This window comes from Enterococcus sp. GPZ-007, assembly GCF_059374735.1.
In genome coordinates, this window is sequence record NZ_JCAFYN010000001.1 from 341,852 (window position 1) to 361,469 (window position 19,618).

17 protein-coding genes are annotated in these 19,618 nt (G+C 39.8%); 6 read left to right on the plus strand and 11 right to left on the minus strand.

Annotated elements, in window-relative coordinates:
- Positions 1 to 117: 117 nt before the first annotated feature.
- The 11 genes from rplI to dnaA all read right to left on the minus strand — a co-directional run bounded on the left by rplI (position 118) and on the right by dnaA (position 12,891).
- Positions 118 to 570 (minus strand): 50S ribosomal protein L9, encoded by a 453-nt coding sequence (gene rplI / locus AC4J95_RS01655; protein ID WP_016179293.1) that lies wholly within the window; start codon positions 568 to 570, stop codon positions 118 to 120.
- The gene (locus AC4J95_RS01660) at positions 567 to 2,531 is read right to left on the minus strand and encodes a DHH family phosphoesterase (RefSeq protein ID WP_494548338.1); all 1,965 of its coding nucleotides are present in this window, start codon (positions 2,529 to 2,531) and stop codon (positions 567 to 569) included. Before AC4J95_RS01660 ends, rplI begins: the two co-directional genes overlap by 4 nt.
- A 187-nt stretch (positions 2,532 to 2,718) precedes the next feature.
- Positions 2,719 to 2,952, minus strand: a complete 234-nt coding sequence (rpsR, locus tag AC4J95_RS01665) for a 30S ribosomal protein S18 (RefSeq protein WP_010742563.1) — start codon at positions 2,950 to 2,952, stop codon at positions 2,719 to 2,721.
- Between the two features lie 23 nt (positions 2,953 to 2,975).
- Positions 2,976 to 3,488, minus strand: a complete 513-nt coding sequence (ssb, locus tag AC4J95_RS01670; RefSeq protein WP_316402218.1) for a single-stranded DNA-binding protein — start codon at positions 3,486 to 3,488, stop codon at positions 2,976 to 2,978.
- Between the two features lie 44 nt (positions 3,489 to 3,532).
- Complete coding sequence (gene rpsF, locus AC4J95_RS01675) at positions 3,533 to 3,835, minus strand: 30S ribosomal protein S6 (protein ID WP_316402217.1); 303 nt, start codon at positions 3,833 to 3,835, stop codon at positions 3,533 to 3,535.
- A gap of 183 nt (positions 3,836 to 4,018) precedes the next feature.
- A complete protein-coding gene (gene gyrA / locus AC4J95_RS01680; RefSeq protein ID WP_494548339.1) occupies positions 4,019 to 6,541 on the minus strand; it encodes a DNA gyrase subunit A in 2,523 nt (840 codons plus the stop codon).
- Between the two features lie 117 nt (positions 6,542 to 6,658).
- Positions 6,659 to 8,608: a DNA topoisomerase (ATP-hydrolyzing) subunit B gene (gyrB, locus tag AC4J95_RS01685; RefSeq protein ID WP_494548340.1), complete on the minus strand. Its 1,950-nt coding sequence runs from the start codon at positions 8,606 to 8,608 to the stop codon at positions 6,659 to 6,661.
- Positions 8,609 to 9,727 (minus strand): DNA replication/repair protein RecF, encoded by a 1,119-nt coding sequence (gene recF, locus AC4J95_RS01690; protein ID WP_494548341.1) that lies wholly within the window; start codon positions 9,725 to 9,727, stop codon positions 8,609 to 8,611. It abuts the gene before it with no gap.
- Complete coding sequence (gene yaaA, locus AC4J95_RS01695; protein ID WP_010747417.1) at positions 9,714 to 9,956, minus strand: S4 domain-containing protein YaaA; 243 nt, start codon at positions 9,954 to 9,956, stop codon at positions 9,714 to 9,716. Before yaaA ends, recF begins: the two co-directional genes overlap by 14 nt.
- A 235-nt stretch (positions 9,957 to 10,191) precedes the next feature.
- The gene (gene dnaN, locus AC4J95_RS01700) at positions 10,192 to 11,322 is read right to left on the minus strand and encodes a DNA polymerase III subunit beta (protein WP_494548342.1); all 1,131 of its coding nucleotides are present in this window, start codon (positions 11,320 to 11,322) and stop codon (positions 10,192 to 10,194) included.
- A gap of 243 nt (positions 11,323 to 11,565) precedes the next feature.
- Positions 11,566 to 12,891 (minus strand): chromosomal replication initiator protein DnaA, encoded by a 1,326-nt coding sequence (gene dnaA, locus AC4J95_RS01705; RefSeq protein ID WP_494548343.1) that lies wholly within the window; start codon positions 12,889 to 12,891, stop codon positions 11,566 to 11,568.
- A gap of 717 nt (positions 12,892 to 13,608) precedes the next feature.
- On the opposite strand from dnaA, the gene rpmH reads away from it, so the two are divergent.
- The 6 genes from rpmH to mnmG form a co-directional block, all read left to right on the plus strand.
- Complete coding sequence (rpmH, locus tag AC4J95_RS01710; protein ID WP_006703104.1) at positions 13,609 to 13,743, plus strand: 50S ribosomal protein L34; 135 nt, start codon at positions 13,609 to 13,611, stop codon at positions 13,741 to 13,743.
- A gap of 137 nt (positions 13,744 to 13,880) precedes the next feature.
- Positions 13,881 to 14,216, plus strand: coding sequence for a ribonuclease P protein component (rnpA, locus tag AC4J95_RS01715; RefSeq protein ID WP_316402212.1), 336 nt, complete (start codon positions 13,881 to 13,883; stop codon positions 14,214 to 14,216).
- Positions 14,217 to 14,233: 17 nt separating this feature from the next.
- A complete protein-coding gene (locus AC4J95_RS01720; RefSeq protein WP_494548344.1) occupies positions 14,234 to 15,055 on the plus strand; it encodes a YidC/Oxa1 family membrane protein insertase in 822 nt (273 codons plus the stop codon).
- Positions 15,056 to 15,106: 51 nt separating this feature from the next.
- Positions 15,107 to 15,871: an RNA-binding cell elongation regulator Jag/EloR gene (gene jag, locus AC4J95_RS01725; protein WP_494548345.1), complete on the plus strand. Its 765-nt coding sequence runs from the start codon at positions 15,107 to 15,109 to the stop codon at positions 15,869 to 15,871.
- Between the two features lie 441 nt (positions 15,872 to 16,312).
- A complete protein-coding gene (mnmE, locus tag AC4J95_RS01730; RefSeq protein WP_494548346.1) occupies positions 16,313 to 17,710 on the plus strand; it encodes a tRNA uridine-5-carboxymethylaminomethyl(34) synthesis GTPase MnmE in 1,398 nt (465 codons plus the stop codon).
- Between the two features lie 15 nt (positions 17,711 to 17,725).
- The coding region (gene mnmG, locus AC4J95_RS01735; RefSeq protein ID WP_494548347.1) for a tRNA uridine-5-carboxymethylaminomethyl(34) synthesis enzyme MnmG at positions 17,726 to 19,618 on the plus strand (1,893 nt) is incomplete at its 3' end.

Consider the following 19,618-nt stretch of genomic DNA (forward strand, 5'->3'; position numbering starts at 1 on the left):
GCTCCTCTTCGTCCATCTATTTTACAAAATCTGCTTGCTAAATACAACAAAGAGTATGAGGGATTCTTTTAATTTCAAGAACTCTCATACTCTCTTGTCATTATTCATTTAAATAGATTATTCTTCCACTACATGAACTTTGATAATTCCTTCTACTTCTGTATGGAGTTTCACAGGAACCTTAGTATAGCCCAGCGTGCGGATCGGATTTTCCAGTTCGATCTTGCGTTTATCAATCTTCAAATCATATTGTTTCTTTAAACCTTCAGCAATCTGTTTTGAAGGGATCGAACCAAACAAACGGCCATCTTCGCCGCCTTTAGCTTTGATTTCTACAACTGTTTCTTCTTTCGCTAAAAAGTCTGCCAATTTCTTGGCCTCTGCTAAAACTTCTGCCGCCTTTTTATCTTGAGCTTTCTTCTGTCCGCTTAATTCAGAAATACTGCTTTTTGTAGCTTCTTTTGCTAGTTTATTTTTCAATAAGTAGTTTTGTGCGTAACCTGTTGGGACTTCCTTGATATCGCCCTTTTTTCCTTTACCTTTAACATCTTGTAAAAAAATTACTTTCATTCCTCTGTCCCCTCCGTTAACTGTTTATTTATAGCTTCCAATAACTGTTGCTTCGCTTCAGCAATCGTACTATTAGATAATTGGGTCGCAGCATTAGTGAAATGACCGCCACCACCTAATGCTTCCATCACCGTTTGGACATTAATCGTCCCAGAACTTCGAGCACTGATAGCGATCACTCCGTCGGTTCGCTTAATGATTACAAAAGCTGCGTTGATATCCACCATTGATAACAAAGTATCCGCCGTCTTTGCTGCCGTCACGCTATCATATTCTTGATCATCCGTTCCAGTAGCAACAACGATATCATCTCTGACGTAATCACTCTCACCGACTAGTTTGCTGATCTCCAAGTAAGATTGTATATCGGTACTCAATAAATATTGTACTAAAGAAGCATCCGCTCCACAAGTCTTTAAATAACTAGCGACATCAAAAGTTCGAGCTGTTGTTCGAACAGCAAAATTCTTCGTATCAACCGTGATTCCTGCAAGCAGAAGTGTCGCCGTCATCTTACTCATTCTTTGACCCTCGTTACTTTCAAATTGGATCAATTCCGTTACTAGTTCTGACGCTGAAGATGCAGAAGATTCGATATACGTCAGTAAAGACTTTTCAGGAAACTCTTCTCCTCTTCGATGATGATCAATGATGACGATATTTTCAAACTGCTCATATAATTCTTGATCGATCGACAAAGATGGTCGATGGTAATCTACCATTACTAATAAATCACCCGCTTTACGCTGTCTTTTAGCAGCCTCTGGAGAAATCAACAAGTCTTCTAAATCATCATTTTTATGAATCTCAGTCAAACAGCGTTCTACATCAGGAATCGTCTCTTCTTCATTGATTATGATTCGAACTTTTTTATCGTGATAACGGGCTAAACAAGCGACTCCAAATGCTGAACCAATCGCATCCATATCTGGAAAACGATGCCCCATTACATAAACATTGCCCGTTTGATTGAAAACATTTTTCACTGCTGTGGACATTGCCCGTGAACGTACTCTCGTCCGTTTTGCTGCGCTAGCAGAATTTCCGCCATAAAAAACCGGTTTTTGTCCCTTCGCCGCATTTTTTACCACTACTTGATCCCCACCGCGAACTAAAGCAATATCCAAATTGTTTTGGGCTTCATCGCCAATCACTTCCAAAGATTCTGTACCGTAACTGATTCCTATGCTGACGGTAATCAACATATCTTGTTTCTCAGCTGATACACGGATGTGCTCCAATAAATCAAAATTATTTTCGATCATTTTTTCTAGATCATCATAGCGTGCAAATAGAAAAAAGCGTTCTTCATTCACTCGTTTATAAAAAATTCGATAAGAGTCCATCCAATCAGAAATAATCGTTGTAATGAAAGAATTCAGATTAGAAATTTCTTTGTCATCTCGGCGATCAATCACGTCATCATAGTTATCGACCGAAAGAATACCAACAACTGCTTGCTGTTGTTTCTCTTTATTTTCTAGTGCATATTCCTTCGTAATGTCAATTAAATACACGATATGTTTTTCTTCGTCTAATACAAAATGATAGAGAACTTCCCCTATTTTATATATATTCTTCCCTTTACTTGCACGCTGCAGCAATTCATTGACCATATCTTGCTGATCATCTTTTGTTAAATGTTGAATCTTCTCTGTTATTACTGGGTTCATCCAAGCAAAAGTATTGTCATCATCCCAAGTAATGATTCCCACGGGCATATCATTCGATACATACTCTAAAGCTTCTTGCGCATGTCGTGAAGCGTATTGAATTTTTTGTTGATTCGTTATCCCAATACGATTACGTAAAACAATCGTATAAATCCATAATAAGAGATCGATTAATATAACAATCATTGCTGTCAAAACATTAAAGGGCAGCAAGAAAATTGCAGCTAATTGTATCAATAGTAAACAAAGCAAGAAAAAGGACCATTTAATTCGAGGATTTGTTTTCATCTATAACCTCCTCAATTCATATTGCATATCTGTTATGCTGCCATCCGTTTCTTAACAATTAATCATAGCCACTCAACAGCCAACAGTGTTATTTTAGCACAATCTATCCTAGCAAGCGACTCTCTTGAATGTTTCACGTGAAACAAAAAAAGAGACTCCAAAATGAAGTCTCTTTATAAAATGCATCTTATTCTTCAGAAACGAATGCTAATAATCCCATAATACGCGCGCGTTTGATAGCGATCGTTAATTTACGTTGGTTTTTAGCGCTTGTTCCAGTTACACGACGAGGTAAAATTTTACCACGTTCGCTGATGAAACGTTTTAGTAATTCGATATCTTTATAATCGATATACTCGATATGATTAGCAGCAATATAGTCTACTTTACGACGTTTGCGACCTCTTCTTTGTTGTGCCATTCCGTTTCCCTCCTATTCAATTGTTAGAATGGTAAATCATCATCTGAAATGTCGATTGAGGATCCACTGAATGGATCTGAATCTCGATCGAAGTCAGGCATAGTGTTCTTAGCTGACTGAGAGGATTGATTATAATTGTTGTTAAAATTATTTCCCCCGCCTTGGCTTTGGAAGCTATCATCAGAACTTGGGTTCTGTTGACGTTGTTCACTTGCAGTACGAGATTCCAATAATTGGAAATTTTCAGCAACAACTTCAGTCACATAGACACGTTGTCCTTGCTGATTTTCATAATTTCTTGTTTGGATACGACCAGTCACTCCTAAAAGAGTTCCCTTACGCGCATAATTAGCTAAAGTTTCTGCTGATTTCCGCCAAATCACACAATTGATAAAGTCTGCTTCACGATTACCGCTTTGGTTCGTAAAATTACGATTCACCGCCAAAGTAAACGTTGCAACACCAGTACCATTTGCGGTGTAGCGTAAATCAGGATCCTTTGTTAAACGACCAACTAGTACAACATTATTAATCAAAGTAAAGCCAGCTCCCTTCTCGTCAATTGTTTCACGTGAAACAATTATTCTTCAATCTTAACGATCATGTGACGAATAATATCGTCATTGATTTTTGCAAGACGATCGAATTCGTTAACTGCACTAGCTGTTGTTGGCGCAGTTGCATTGACGATATGGTAGATGCCTTCACGGAATCCGTTCATTTCGTATGCGAAACGGCGTTTTTCCCAATCTTTAGAATCGATAATTTCAGCGCCATTATCTTTCAAGATTGTATCGAAACGTTCTACTAAAGCAGTTTTTGCTTCTTCATCAATGTTCGGACGAATGATGTATGTGATTTCATACTTCGTGCTTTGACTCATTGATTTTCACCTCCCTATGGACTATAAGGCTCTTAACTTTATTAAGAGCAAGGAGAGCGATCTAAATTTTATCTAGACTGCTCACAAATAATCATTATACATAATCATCCTGCAAAAATCAAATGTTTCTTTACTTTAAGTTACGAAAAAAGACTGAGATCGCTCCCAGTCTTTTTACTTTTTTTATTCTTCTATATCGTTTGGTGTTTCTTCTGAAATTTCAGTCGTCTCGTTTGTTTCGTTTGTTTCGTTTGTTTCGTTTGTTTCGCTCTCTTCAACTTCTTTATCAACAATTGCCATAGTTACAACCTTCGTGTTTTCTTCCATCTTCATCAGACGAACACCTAAGGTAGCACGACCGGTTTGTGAAACACCGCCAACATTGAAGCGAATGATAACACCTTTGTCAGTGATCAAAAGAATGTCTTCATCACCGTTCACGACAGTCAAGCCAGCAAGAGGACCATTTTTCTCTTTGACATTTGCTGTCTTGATCCCTTTACCACCACGGCCTTTGATTGGGTATTCAGAGGCTTTAGTCCGTTTACCGTAACCTTTTTCAGTAAGAACCAAGACTTCTTGGTCTTCTTTCAGCACGGCTGAACCAATTACGTAATCTTCATCACGTAGTCGAATACCACGTACACCACTGGCGGTTCTACCCATATCACGAACTGCTTTTTCTTTGAAGGTTACAGAATAGCCATCGTGAGTACCGATAATGATCGTTTCATCGCCTTCGGTTGACATTACGTTCACTAGTTCATCGCCTTCACGCAAGCCGATCGCAATCAAGCCATTCGCACGAATGTTTGAAAATGCGGTAACCGTCGTTCGTTTGACCGTCCCCTGCTTCGTGACAAAGAATAAGAAATGTCCGTCTTCAGCTTGTCCATTCACAGAAATCACGGCTTGGATCGTTTCACTTGAATCAATCCCTAGCAGGTTGATGATCGGAATGCCCTTGGCTGTCCGGCCATATTCTGGCACTTCGTAACCCTTCGCCCGATAAACCCGACCGCTATTTGTGAAGAACAGCAATGTATCATGGGTCGAACAAGAGATCAACGTTTTTACGAAGTCATCATCGTGAATGCCCATGCCCTGAACACCACGACCACCACGTCGTTGTGCACGGAATTCCGTTGAGGCAACACGTTTGATGTAACCATTGTTAGTCAACGTAATCACAACATCTTCTTCTTCGATCAAATCTTCATCTTCAAGACTTAACACTTCACCAACTAATAACTCAGTCCGACGATTATCACCGAATTTTGCAGCGACTTCTGCTAATTCTGTACGAATGATTTCTTCAACACGCTCAGGACGCGCTAAAATGTCTTCTAAGTCGCTGATCGTCTTCAACAGCTCTTGATATTCATTTTCAATTTTCTCGCGTTCTAAGCCCGTTAAACGACGTAGACGCATGTCTAAGATTGCTTGCGCTTGTCGATCGGATAATTCAAAACGTTCGATCAAGGTCGCTTTCGCGATATCATCTGATGCTGAGTTACGGATCGTTGCAATAATCTCATCGATATGATCCAATGCGATACGTAAGCCTTCTAAGATATGAGCTCTAGCTTCTGCCTTTTTCTTGTCGAAGATTGTCCGGCGAGTAATGACATTTTTCTGGTGTTCAATGTAGTTTTCCAAAATTTGTTTCAAGTTCAAGATTTTTGGAACACCTTTTTCGATCGCCAGCATGTTGAAACTAAATGATGTCTGCAACGAGGTCATCTTGTACAAGTTATTCAAAATAACGGATGCACTGACATCACGGCGGACTTCAATCACGATCCGCATCCCTTCACGAGACGTTTCATCACGCAAATCTGTAATGCCTTCGATACGCTTATCACGATGTAATTCAGAAATACGTTCAATCAATTTCGCTTTGTTGACCATGTATGGCAATTCAGATACAAGAATTCGTTCCTTGCCATTCTTCTGTTCTTCAATCTCGATTTTCGCCCGAACAGTGATTGATCCTTTACCTGTTTCATAAGCACGACGAATACCGGATTTCCCCATCACCAGACCACCTGTCGGAAAGTCTGGTCCTGGGATACATTCCATCAATTCTTGTGTCGTAGCTTCTGGGTTTTTCATCAAAAGTTCGATCCCAGCAGTTACTTCCCTCAAGTTATGCGGCGGAATATTGGTTGCCATCCCGACTGCGATACCTGTAGCTCCATTGACTAATAGATTCGGAAAACGAGCTGGCAATACAACGGGTTCTTGTTCACTGTCATCATAATTTCCTTGGAAATCAACAGTATCTTTATTGATATCCCGCAACATTTCCATCGCAATCTTGCTTAGACGTGCTTCGGTATAACGCATCGCCGCTGCACCGTCACCATCGACAGATCCGAAGTTTCCGTGGCCATCCACCAACATGTTGCGATAACTGAATGATTGAGCCATCCGTACCATTGATTCATAAATGGCACTATCACCGTGAGGATGGTACTTACCCATTACATCCCCAACGATACGAGCCGATTTTTTATGAGGTTTATCTGGTGTAACCCCTAGTTCGTTCATTCCATATAAAATTCGACGATGAACGGGTTTCAATCCATCCCGTACATCTGGTAAAGCACGTGCCACAATAACGCTCATTGCATAATCAATGAAGGATTCTCGCATTTCACTGGTTAGATTGACGTCATGTATATTCTCTCTACGATCTTCCAAAATGATCCTCCTAGTTCGTATTAGTGAATTTATTTTTAGCTAAAAATAAATCTGATCTTCACCACGTATATCATTTTTCTAATCACGCTAAAGCGCGAAGATAAACTGACATCCTCACTAAATATCCAAGTTTTTAACATAATGCGCGTTTTCCTCGATGAATGCCCGGCGTGGTTCTACTCGATCCCCCATCAGCATTTCAAAGACTTGATCGGCCTCGATCGCGTCATCAACACTAACACGCAGCATCAGACGATTTTCAGGATCCATCGTTGTTTCCCACAATTGATGATCATCCATTTCACCTAAACCTTTGTATCGTTGAACGTTTGGTTTCGGCGTCGCTGGTAGTTCTGACATTTTTTGTGCCAATTCTTCTTCAGCGTTTTTCCCTGGTTGGATATAAGTGATATTTTTACCTTGTTTGATTCCGTATAATGGCGGCTGCGCAATATAAACATAGCCAGCCTCCACGATTGGTCGCATATAACGATAGAATAATGTTAGTAGCAATGTCCGAATATGTGCACCATCGACATCGGCATCGGTCATGATGACCAATTTATGATAGCGAGCTTTCGACACATCAAAATCGGCTCCAAATCCAGTTCCCATCGCTGTAAACAATGAACGGATTTCTTCATTGGCTAAAATTTTATCCATTGAGGCTTTTTCAACGTTTAAGATTTTCCCGCGAATCGGTAAAATCGCTTGGAACTCACGACTACGTCCTTGTTTCGCTGAACCACCGGCGGAATCCCCTTCGACGATGAACAATTCGCATTTCTCTGGATCGTTACTTGAACAATCGGCTAGCTTACCAGGCAAGTTGCTAATCTCAAGTGCGCCTTTACGACGAGTCACTTCACGAGCTCGCTTAGCAGCTAAACGAGCTTTGGCAGCTAACATCCCTTTTTCTACAATTCGCCGACCAACTGACGGATTTTCCATCAAGAATTTCATGAAATTCTCTGAGAATAGACGATCAGTAACGGTACGAACTTCAGAGTTCCCAAGTTTCGTTTTCGTTTGCCCTTCAAACTGAGGTTCTGGATGTTTGATGGAGATAACAGCTGTCAAACCTTCACGCACGTCTTCACCAGAAAGATTTTCATCATTGTCTTTCATGATTTTTTGTTTACGTGCATAATCATTGATTACCCGTGTCAAAGCGGTTTTGAATCCGAACTCATGGGTTCCACCTTCATAGGTATGGATATTATTGGCAAAACTTAAAATATTGGTATGGTAGCCATCCGTATACTGCATCGCTACTTCAACAGTAATATCTTGTTGTTCCCCTTCTACATAGACAGGTTCATCAAAAATCACTGCTTTATTATGATTTAAATGTTCAACATAGCTCTTGATCCCGCCTTCATAGTGGTATTCACGTAAAACAGGTTTTTCTTCCCTTTTATCTTCAATCGACAGCTTCAAACCACGATTCAAGAAAGCTAATTCTCGAACGCGCGTCGCTAATTTTTCAAAATTGAAGACCGTTGATTCCGTAAAAATCTCAGGATCGGGTACAAAATGGACGGTGGTTCCGTGCTTTTCTGTCTCACCAATTATTTTTAAATCATCTACAACAGCCCCACGTCGATAGTCTTGGAAATAGACTTTTCCTTCTTTGAAAACTCGAACATCTAAACTTGTAGACAAAGCGTTAACAACAGAAGCTCCCACACCGTGAAGTCCACCAGATACTTTGTAGCCACCGCCGCCGAACTTTCCGCCGGCATGTAGAATCGTAAAGACCGTTTCAACAGCTGGACGGCCCGTTTTCGCTTGAATCCCAATAGGAATACCACGTCCGTCATCGCTAACGGTGATACTATTATCTTCTTCAATCACCACATGGATGTGTGTTGCAAATCCTGCTAAGGCTTCATCAATGGAATTATCCACGATCTCCCAAACAAGGTGGTGCAAACCTTCCGTGCTAGTGGAACCAATATACATTCCAGGACGTTTTCGAACAGCTTCTAATCCTTCTAAAACCTGGATTTGACTGGCATCGTACTCTTGAGCACGTTCTAGTAAACTCTTTTCCTCTTCTGTCATCTACGTTTCTTTCCTTTCTATCTGCCCTTGATGGACATAAAAAATATCCGGATGGACCGTCATTTTGCCTTTAACATGATTCAAGGTCGTCGTTGTTAAAAACGTCTGAACTTTGTTTTCGATCGTCTCTAATAAATGTATCTGACGATTGTCATCAAGCTCACTCATGACGTCATCTAAAAGTAAAATCGGATATTCCCCTGTTTCTTCTTTCATCAAATCGATTTCTGCCAATTTGACGCTTAATGCAGTGGTTCGTTGTTGCCCTTGTGACCCATATGTCTGCACGTTTTGCTGATTGACCTTAAAGATCAGGTCATCTCGATGAGGGCCTAAAAATGTATTGCCTTTGAAAATCTCCCGTTTGCGGTTCTTCTGCAATTCATTCAGAAAAACCGTACGGATTTCTTCAACACTTTCACTTTCTAGTGGTAGACTGGCATCGTATTCGATCGCCAAGACTTCTTTTTGATTGGTGATCTTGCCATGCAGATCATTGGACCAATATTCCAGCCTTTTAACGAACTTCAAACGGTTTGCTAAGACTTTGCTGCCAAAATCTACTAGCTGCTCCGTAAGAATATCGAGATAGATCTCATCTGTCTGCTTCTTCTCAGATAACTGTTTCAAATAAAGATTTCGCTGTTTTAAGGTCTGCTGATACTGTGCCAGGTCATAGAGATAAACCGGGTTGATCTGCCCTAATTCCATATCAATAAAGCGTCGTCTGGTTTGCGGACTTCCTTTTACTAACGAAAGATCCTCCGGCGCAAACAAAATGACATTCAATTGACCGATGTAGCTGCTCAATTTTTTTTGTTCGATATGATTGACTTTGGACTTGCGACCTTTTTTGGTCAGCAATAATTCCAACTCCAGCTCACTCGTTCCTCGTTCAATCCGACCTTTGATTTGAGCGAAATCTTCTCTCCAGCCAATCAATTCCTGCTCACTGCTGGTTCGGTGGCTGCGAGTTAACGCTAAAACATAGATACTTTCCAAAAGATTGGTTTTTCCTTGAGCATTTTCTCCTAAAAAAATATTCAATCGGTTAGGAAATTCCAAGATCAGCTCTTGATAATTTCGATAATTTCTCAACTCAAGCTTATTCAGCCGCATCTTGCTCTTCCTTATTTTTGACCATAAAAAAAGTTCCTACCTCAGGAATCTCGATCATCATTCCCGGATAGAGCTTTCGTCCGCGGCGGTTCTCCAACTCGCCATCTACAAATACTGTTTCTTCTGCTAGAAACCACTTGGCTTGTCCACCGCTAGAGATCAAATTGATCTCTTTCAATAACTGACCAAGCGTCATGAACTCTGTTTCTAAAAAAATTTTTTGTTTCACATTCATCCCTCATTTTCATGCTAGAAACACCTCTTTATTATACCCTTTTTTAATAGATAAAACAAATTAACTCGTTGTATTTTTCGATTTAAGAAGTTCTAAGCCGTTTTAATTAATTCACTCAAAAAAAAGTAAAAGGTCTTAAAATCGATTTTAAGACCTTTTACCGGAATTGCATATTTTCCAAAATGTTTTCATATTTTTCAAAAAACTTGTGAAACTCGATGAATTTATCTTAGTTTGTCCGCACTGGAGTGATCAATTGAATAAAGGATACATCCCCTTCGCTTGGCTCCAAGGTAAATGGACGAATCGCCGAAATAAATTGAATCTTGATGCTCATATCGCCAAAAGCACGTAACGCATCTTTCATATAGTCAGGGTTGAAAGAAATCTCTAAAGGATCACCGCTGACTTGTTCATAGACCAATTCTTCTTCTACTTTACCGATTTCTGGTGAATTTCCGTAAAGAATGACTGAATTATCGGCAATCGCTAAACGAACGATATTATTACGCCCTTCATGTGAAAGTAAAGATGCCCGCTCGATCGCTGCTAAGAATGTTGGTACGGAAAAAGTAATCTCCGTATTGAAGCTAGTTGGGATTAAGCGATTGGTATCAGGGTAATTTCCTTCCAGCAGTCGAGAATAGAAATACATGGTTGGCGTTTTAAATAAAACTTGATTCTCCATAATGCTGATTTCTACCTCAGCTTCTTCATCGGATAATGAACGAGAAAGTTCAACCAAGCTTTTACCAGGGATAACGATATCAAAATCTTTATCTGCGTTTTCCACAGGAACGATCCGTTGGCTGAGACGATGAGAATCCGTCGCAACTGCTAATAGCTGTCCATTCGACATTGTAAAATGAACCCCAGTAAGTATCGGCCGGCTTTCGTGCTGAGAAACAGAGAAAACTGTCTCACCAATCAATTTTGTCAACATGTGGACAGGTAATTTTAATTGATTTTGCTCCTCTACTACTGGTAAGTGTGGATAATTATCTGCATCTAAACCATTGACTGTAAAATGAGCTGCTCCGGATGTAATCAATACTTGGTGGTTTTCTTGTACTTCCAAAGTAAAGGTCGTTTCTGGTAACCGACGAATAATCTCACTGAAGAAACGTGCTTGTAAAACGATTGTTCCTGTCTCAGTGATCAGCAACTCAGCCTTTTCATCATCTGCCGCCAAAAAAGTTTCAATCGAGATATCAGCGTTACTACCTGTTAAGGTCAATCCTTCATTGTTCAACTCGATTTTTACACCTGTTAAGATTGGGATCGTTGTTTTAGTTGAGATCGCACGTTGAACAGTTTGTAATTCTTGGATGAAACGGGCGCGATTAATCGTAAATTTCATAATGGAACTCCTTTTTTTCATTTTGATTTTTTTTAAGAAGATGGCTATTGTCTTTTTTGCTAAGTTTGATCTGAAGTGTTGTTAGCTGTAAGACTTTTCTTATTTATTTAAGTAATTAAGTAATAAAAGTAGTAGGGCCTGTTGATCATGTGGAAAAACAAGACGAAAGCTTGAAACAGCAAGTTTTCCACTTGTGGAAAAGGTGTGGATAAATAAGTTGCTTTTTCAACTATTGTCCACAAGCTAACCTAACAATAGATTTTTAATCTCTGCTATTTCTTGTTGAATGCTGCTGTCATTCTTCATTAATTGACTAATCTTTTCATAAGCATGGATAACAGTTGTGTGATCTTTACCACCAAACTCAGCACCAATTTTTGGCAAGGAGCTTTCCGTCATTTCTCGAGCTAGATACATAGCGATCTGACGCGGGACCACAATTGTTTTCACTCGTTTCTTCCCTTTTAAGTCTTTTATTTGAATATGGTAGAATTTTGCGACTTCATCTTGGATCTTGCTAATGGATAGCTGCGAGTTGCTGGTTCCCTTCAAACTTTTCAAGGCATCAGCTGCAATGCTAGTTGTTATATCTGCGCTATTCATAGTAGCAAATGCTTGAACGCGTACTAGAGCCCCTTCCAATTCACGAATATTTGAATCGATCTGCCCTGCGATATAACTCAAGGTATCATCAGGAATCTCTAGGTTTTCTGCTTGTGCCTTTTTTCGTAAAATTGCTGTTCTGGTTTCAAGATCAGGGGGAGTTATATCCACTGATAAGCCCCAAGCAAAACGTGAAACAAGGCGTTCCTGCAGCTTTGGAATCTCGTTTGGCAGACGGTCACTGGTTAGAACAATTTGCTTATTATCATTATAGAGATTCTCGAAAGTGTGGAAAAATTCTTCTTGAGTCGCTTCTTTATCAGCAAAAAATTGAATATCATCAACTAACAGCAAATCTACTTTACGATACTCCTGCCGAAATTCTTCAGAGGTCTTATTCTTGATTGAGTTGATAAAGTCGTTTGCGAACGTTTCACTAGATACATATTTGACTTTTGCTTGCGGATTGATTGCTAGCATTTGATGACCAATAGCGTGCATCAAGTGAGTTTTCCCTAGGCCAACGCCTCCATAAAAGAAAAGCGGGTTGTAAATTGATCCAGGTTCTTCAGCTACAACTAAAGCAGCTGCGTGCGCCATTTGGTTACCCTTCCCGATAACAAACGTATCAAAAGTATATTTTGGATTGAGCATCGCACGTTTTGTTGTGCCTACTTTGGGTGTTTCCTCTTTTTCGACAATGCTGACAGGCGGTGCTTCGTCTGGTGTAACGAACAGCGGCATGATCTCATCCCCTGTCACTTTAAAACCGATCTCGACGATTTTTGCGGCCAAATGTTTCTCCCAATAGCGCTTATGCAAATCACTCGTGACTTCGATCGTTAGTTGATTGTGTGTTAAAGCTAAGGGTTTAGCTGTGCCTACCCAGGCATCATAACTGGCAGGATTGAGGTCATTTTTGTAACTGTCCTTCAATTCCTGCCAGAAAGTGTCCAATGAGGTCAAATAAGTCGCCTCCTATTTTAATAAAATTCAGATAGACTTACTTTAGCATTTTTTTTAAAAGTTTTCCACAACCAGAGATGAATTAACAGGCTTTTTCTCTTTTTCCACAAAATGTATAAAAATACAAATCCGTTATCCACTGATAGGCAAAAACATATGCACATTTCTCTTGAAAATTGTGGACATTTCTCTTTATCCACGAAAATTTTCACAAATCTGGTAAAATAGGGCACTTGATAACACAGGTGATAGGAGAGTTATTCACAACACTTATCCACCTTGTGGATAAGTTATCAAAAAGTGGAAAATTTGTGGAAAAATCGTTTGAAAAATCTATGCAAGTTTTTTAACGAAAAAATGTTTTGCACAGTTGGAATGAAATTATCCCCAGATTTTGTGGATAAACTTTTTGCTTAATCATTTGTGAGTGGCAAATAAATTAATGTGAATTATTGAAAAAGACTTATTACTAAAAATCTTGTCTGAAATGTCGCTCAGCTAACTGGCAACTACTGGTAACTAATAGAATATCTCTGAAAAGTTTAGATTCCTTCTAGAATAGATTTTTTAGCATGTAGATATTCAAAAAAGTTTGATAAAAGAAAAAAGTAACCAGAGTTTTTCTGTGTTTTTCATTTCATGATTGACAAACTAGGGGCTGAGTCGTTATAATATTCGGGTATGTCTATGTAATGTTAGCTATGGAGGTGTATTCAAATGAAAAGAACTTATCAACCAAATAAACGTAAACGTCAAAAAGTTCATGGATTCCGTAAACGCATGAGCACTAAAAACGGCCGTCGCGTATTAGCAAGCCGTCGTCGTAAAGGAAGAAAAGTACTTGCTGCTTAAGCCACTGCCGGTCAGTGGTTTTTTTTGTACCTAAAATGAGCTTCTTAAGGAATTTTTCTATTAAATAAGGATGATTCCTCAATTTGAAGTATGGTATTATTGTCAGGTATAGATTTAAAAGAAACGAAGGAAACTAGATGCAGAAAAAATATCGGGTCAAAAAAGAACGAGAATTTCAAAAAGTGTTTGAAGAAGGTGCTTCTTTTGCGAATCGAAAATTCGTAGTTTATCGTCTAGAGCCTTCTGACCAAAAACATTTTCGAGTAGGCTTATCAGTCGGTAAAAAAGTTGGAAACGCTGTGGCACGAAATCAAGTGAAAAGACAAATTCGAGCAGTTTTGCAAGAATTGAAGACAGAATTGCCTCCTATAGACTTTATCGTGATCGCGCGGCCAGCTACAAAAGATTTGCCTCATGATGAAATGCGTTCGAATCTTATACACGTCTTAAAATTAGCAAAAATATTAAGTTAGGAAGGAAACAGATGTAAGTGAAGAAATATAAAAAAATACTATTAATGACAGGATTATTGAGTCTGGTATTCTTGTTATCTGCCTGTGGAACTGGAGAAGTCAGTGCAAACAGTAGCGGCGTGTGGGATCGTTATGTCGTCTATTATTTCGGACAAGCGATCAAAGGGTTATCTTTTGGCAATGTCGGGATCGGGATCATTTTATTCACAATCGTGATTCGGATTATCTTGTTGCCGTTGATGCACTATCAAACAAAGAGCATGCGGAAGACGCAAGATTTACAACCTAAGATCAAAGCGCTTCAAGAAAAATACAGTAGTCGTGATCAGGAGACACAACAAAAGCTACAAGAGGAAACGAAAAAGCTTTATGCAGAAAATAATGTGAGCCCTTACGCAGGCTGTTTGCCGTTGTTAGTACAAATGCCTGTGATGATGGCCTTGTATCAAGCGATTTTACGAATTCCAGAGTTGCGGTCTGGACATTTTCTATGGTTGAACTTAAGTCAATCCGATCCATACTTTATCTTACCAATCCTTGCTGCCGTCTTTACGTTTGCAAGTAGCTATCTATCAAGTATGAGTCAGCTTGAATCTAATGCTTCATTGAAAATAATGAACTTCGCAATGCCCGTGATGATCTTTGTTATGGCTTTGAATTTAGCTAGTGGGCTATCATTGTACTGGGTAATCTCAAATGCTTTCCAAGTACTTCAAACATTGTTGATCAATAATCCGTTCAAGATTCGTCGTGAACGAGAAGAAGTAGCACGCCAGATTCGTGAACGAGAACGCGCACTTGAAAAAGCTAAGCGCCCGAAGAAAAAACGTAAAAAATAAAGATTTCTATTTTCTTTAAAAAATTAAATGCAAAATAAGGAGGTTTAGAAAATGCCTGTTTATGAAGGTCCAACCATCGACGAAGCAATCTCAAACGGATTGCACGCTTTAGGGTTGAAAAAAGAAGCTGTCGAAATTGAAATTTTAATGGATGCGAAAAAAGGTTTCCTAGGAATGGGGAAAAAAGATGCTCGTGTTTCCATCGAACCAATCAAGGCTGAAGAATCTGAAGCTACTCCTGAACCGGTAAAAGAACCAGCTAAAGAACAGTCAGTCAAACCAGAACTAGGAGTAAAAGCAAAGGAAGCTGCTGACCCAGTTGATTCCGCTAGTCAATTAGTTGAATTGGATGAAGATGAAGCTATCAAAGAATTGGCACTTTACTTAACTAATATTACGAGTGATATGGGTGTGCCAGCGCTAGTCAAGATTCAGCATGAAACGAACGGACTGATTGTTATGAATCTAGAGACCAGTAAACAAGGGATGCTGATTGGCAAGCACGGTAAGATATTGAATGCCTTGCAATATCTTGCACAGGTCTTCCTGCATCGTGTCGCGAAAGAAAAATTGTCGGTAGTCGTAAATGTCGGCAACTATCGCCAAAAGCGTGAAGAGGTCTTAACTCGTTTGGCGCAGCGTACTGCAGAGAAAGTAAAAGAAACGGGGCGTCCGGTCTTTTTAGAACCGATGCCGGCTTTTGAACGCAAAATGATTCATTCAGCTTTAAGTAAAGATGAATACATCAAAACGCATTCTGAAGGGGAAGATCCTTATCGCTATTTAGTTGTTGAACCAGCGAAAAAATATTTTTAAATCTTTGAAAAAGTGTTAAGCAGCTTGTTCGCTTAACACTTTTTTTGCTTCTCGCATTTAGTAAAACTAACGATTTGTTTGATTGTATCGATAGTGAAGATAATAGGGTAGGGCGCGTACCTAAGATGGACTAATTTACTTATCCAGTGATTTTTCAAACGAATGGGATTTATGAAAGCATCTATGCCTACTCTCAGATCATCTAAATTAGAGGCGCGACCAATTACTTGTTTAACTCTGTTTCGCGTGGCGAATTATTTTTCTTTATAAAAATTGAAAAAGCGTTTGTTTTTGATGCGAAAGCTTGAATTGTTGAAAGATATATGCTAATCTAGCACCAGAATTTTGTAGAAAAAAGCAGTCAAAGTGCTCAATCTACCTCTTTATCAAGGGGTGGAGTAGGCACTTTTTTTATGTTCTTAATTAATAGGAGGAAAAAAAGTGGCAGAGATTACCTTAGAATTTGACACGATTGCAGCGATTTCGACCCCGCCAGGTGAAGGTGCGATCAGTATTGTGCGTTTAAGCGGCGATCAAGCAGTAGCAATTGCAGACAAGGTCTATCGCAGTGGAAAGAAGTGTTTGCTGGATGTACCTTCACATACGATTCATTACGGACATATTATTGATCCAGAAGAACAACAGGTAGTCGATGAAGTGATGGTGAGCGTGATGCGTGCTCCGAAAACTTTTACGCGGGAAGACATTGTTGAAATCAATTGTCACGGCGGCATCGTGGTGGTCAATCAATTACTACAACTAATTTTACGTTCAGGGGCACGGTTAGCAGAACCGGGCGAATTCACCAAAAGAGCCTTTTTGAATGGACGAGTGGACCTCTCTCAAGCTGAGGCTGTTATGGACTTGATTCGCGCGAAAACGGATCGGGCGATGAATGTCGCGATTAATCAATTAGATGGTAATTTGTCTCATTTGATTCGCCAATTGCGTCAGGAAATTTTGGAAACATTGGCGCAGGTTGAAGTGAATATTGACTATCCGGAATACGATGACGTCGAAGAATTAACTACTCAATTATTACTGGAAAAGGCCCAACAAGTTGGGCAACAAATTGATGCATTATTACTGAATGCCAAGCAGGGAAAGATACTACGAGAAGGACTAAGTACGGCAATCATTGGGCGTCCAAATGTTGGAAAATCAAGTTTATTGAATTATCTGTTACACGAAGAAAAGGCAATTGTAACCGAAATTGCTGGAACGACGCGTGATGTGATCGAAGAATACGTCAATGTTCGTGGTGTACCATTGAAGTTGATTGATACAGCCGGGATTCGTGAAACGGATGACGTGGTAGAACGCATTGGAGTAGAACGTAGCCGTAAAGCTTTAGGCGAGGCAGATTTGATTCTATTAGTTTTGAATCAAAGTGAAATGTTAACTGCGGAAGACAAGGAATTACTAGAAGCGACACAAGGTTTAAAGCGGATTATTCTATTGAATAAAACAGATTTGCCAAGTCATTTAGCGCAAGCGGATATTGAAACCTATCTAAGTGAAGAGGAAGTTTTTTCAATCTCTGTTTTAGAAAAGGCTGGATTGGATCAACTAGAAGAAGCCATCGCTAAGCTCTTTTTCGGAGGTCAAACTGGAGAAAAAGATGCTACTTATGTATCAAACACTCGTCACATTGCTTTGTTAGAAAAAGCGGGACAATCACTGAGTGAGGTTCGTAATGGGATCATGGCGGGCATGCCAGTAGATCTAGTCCAAATCGATATGACGCGTTGCTGGGATTATTTAGGTGAGATTGTTGGCGATAGCGTACAGGATGAATTAATTACACAATTATTTAGCCAATTTTGTTTAGGAAAATAGAGAAGGAGCAACTACATGGAATATCAAGCAGGAAATTATGATGTGATCGTCGTTGGCGCGGGACATGCCGGTTCTGAAGCAGCTTTAGCAGCAGCTCGTATGGGCCAAAAGACCTTATTGATTACGATCAATTTAGATATGGTGGCATTTATGCCATGTAATCCGTCTATCGGCGGCCCCGCTAAAGGCGTTGTCGTACGAGAAATTGACGCACTCGGTGGAGAGATGGGACGTAATATTGATAAGACGTACATTCAAATGCGAATGTTAAACACAGGAAAAGGTCCAGCAGTGCGTGCTTTGCGGGCTCAAGCGGACAAACATGCGTATGCGGAAGAAATGAAACATACGATTGAAAAAGAAGAAAATCTGACCTTAAAGCAAGGTGTAGTTGATCGTTTAGTTGTTGAAGATGGCATATGCAAAGGTGTTGTGACTTCAACTGGTGCTGTTTATTCAGCAAAAGCAGTAATCATTACAGCGGGTACAGCTTTACGGGGCGAAATTATTATCGGCGAGTTAAAGTATTCGTCAGGCCCTAATAATTCACAACCATCAATCAAGTTAGCGGATCATTTACAAGAATTAGGGTTAGAGATTCATCGCTTCAAAACAGGAACTCCGCCACGGGTGAAGTCAGGATCCATTGATTACAGTAAAACAGAAATTCAACCAGGGGATGAAAAACCGAATCACTTTAGTTATCAAACACCAGATAGCCAATATTTAACGAAACAAATCCCTTGCTGGTTGACCTATACGAATCTAAAAAGTCATAAAATCATCCAAAATAACCTTTATCGTGCGCCAATGTTTACAGGGATTGTGGATGGAGTAGGGGCACGCTATTGCCCGTCAATCGAGGATAAAATTGTCCGTTTTGCGGACAAGGAGCGCCATCAATTATTTTTAGAACCAGAGGGACGGAATACTGAAGAAGTTTATGTTCAAGGGTTGTCCACGTCATTACCAGAGGATGTTCAAAATGAAGTGCTACACTCAATCGAAGGTTTAGAAAATGCGGAAATGATGCGGACTGGATATGCTATTGAATACGACATGGTGGCACCTCATCAGCTTCGCCCAACCCTAGAAACGAAAGTAATCGAAAATCTATATACTGCTGGACAAACCAATGGAACCAGCGGCTATGAAGAAGCAGCTGGTCAAGGATTAATGGCTGGAATCAATGCTGCTTTGAAGATCCAGGGAAAAGAACCTTTCATCATGAAACGCAGCGATGGATATATTGGTGTTATGATTGATGACTTAGTAACTAAGGGAACGAATGAGCCATACCGGTTATTGACTTCACGAGCAGAATATCGCTTGATTTTACGCCACGACAATGCTGATTTGCGCTTGACGGAGATCGGACATGAGATAGGTTTGGTGGATGAAGAAGTCTTTCAAGCTTATTTAGTTAAGAAGGCGCATATCGAAGCGGAGATGGCTCGATTACAATCTATTCGACTAAAACCTAACGACGAGGTTCAAAGCTTCTTACGGGCTAAAAACAGCGCAGAATTGAAAGATGGTGTTTTGGCGAGTGATTTCTTGAAACGTCCTGAGATTTCTTATCATGAAATCTTGCAATTCATCCCAGCTAACGATGAATTAACCGAAAAAGAAATCGAGCAAGTTGAGATTCAAATCAAGTATGAAGGCTATATTAAAAAAGCGATGGAAAAAGTAGAGAAATTGAAGCGAATGGAAGCCAAACGTATTCCAGATCGGATCGATTATGAAGCCATTAACGGTTTAGCTACTGAAGCAAAACAAAAATTGCAAAAGATTCAACCAGAAACGATTGCCCAAGCTAGCCGCATCAGTGGTGTAAATCCTGCCGATATTAGTATCTTGATGGTATACGTAGAACAAGGCAAGATTGCAAAGGTAGGAAATGAG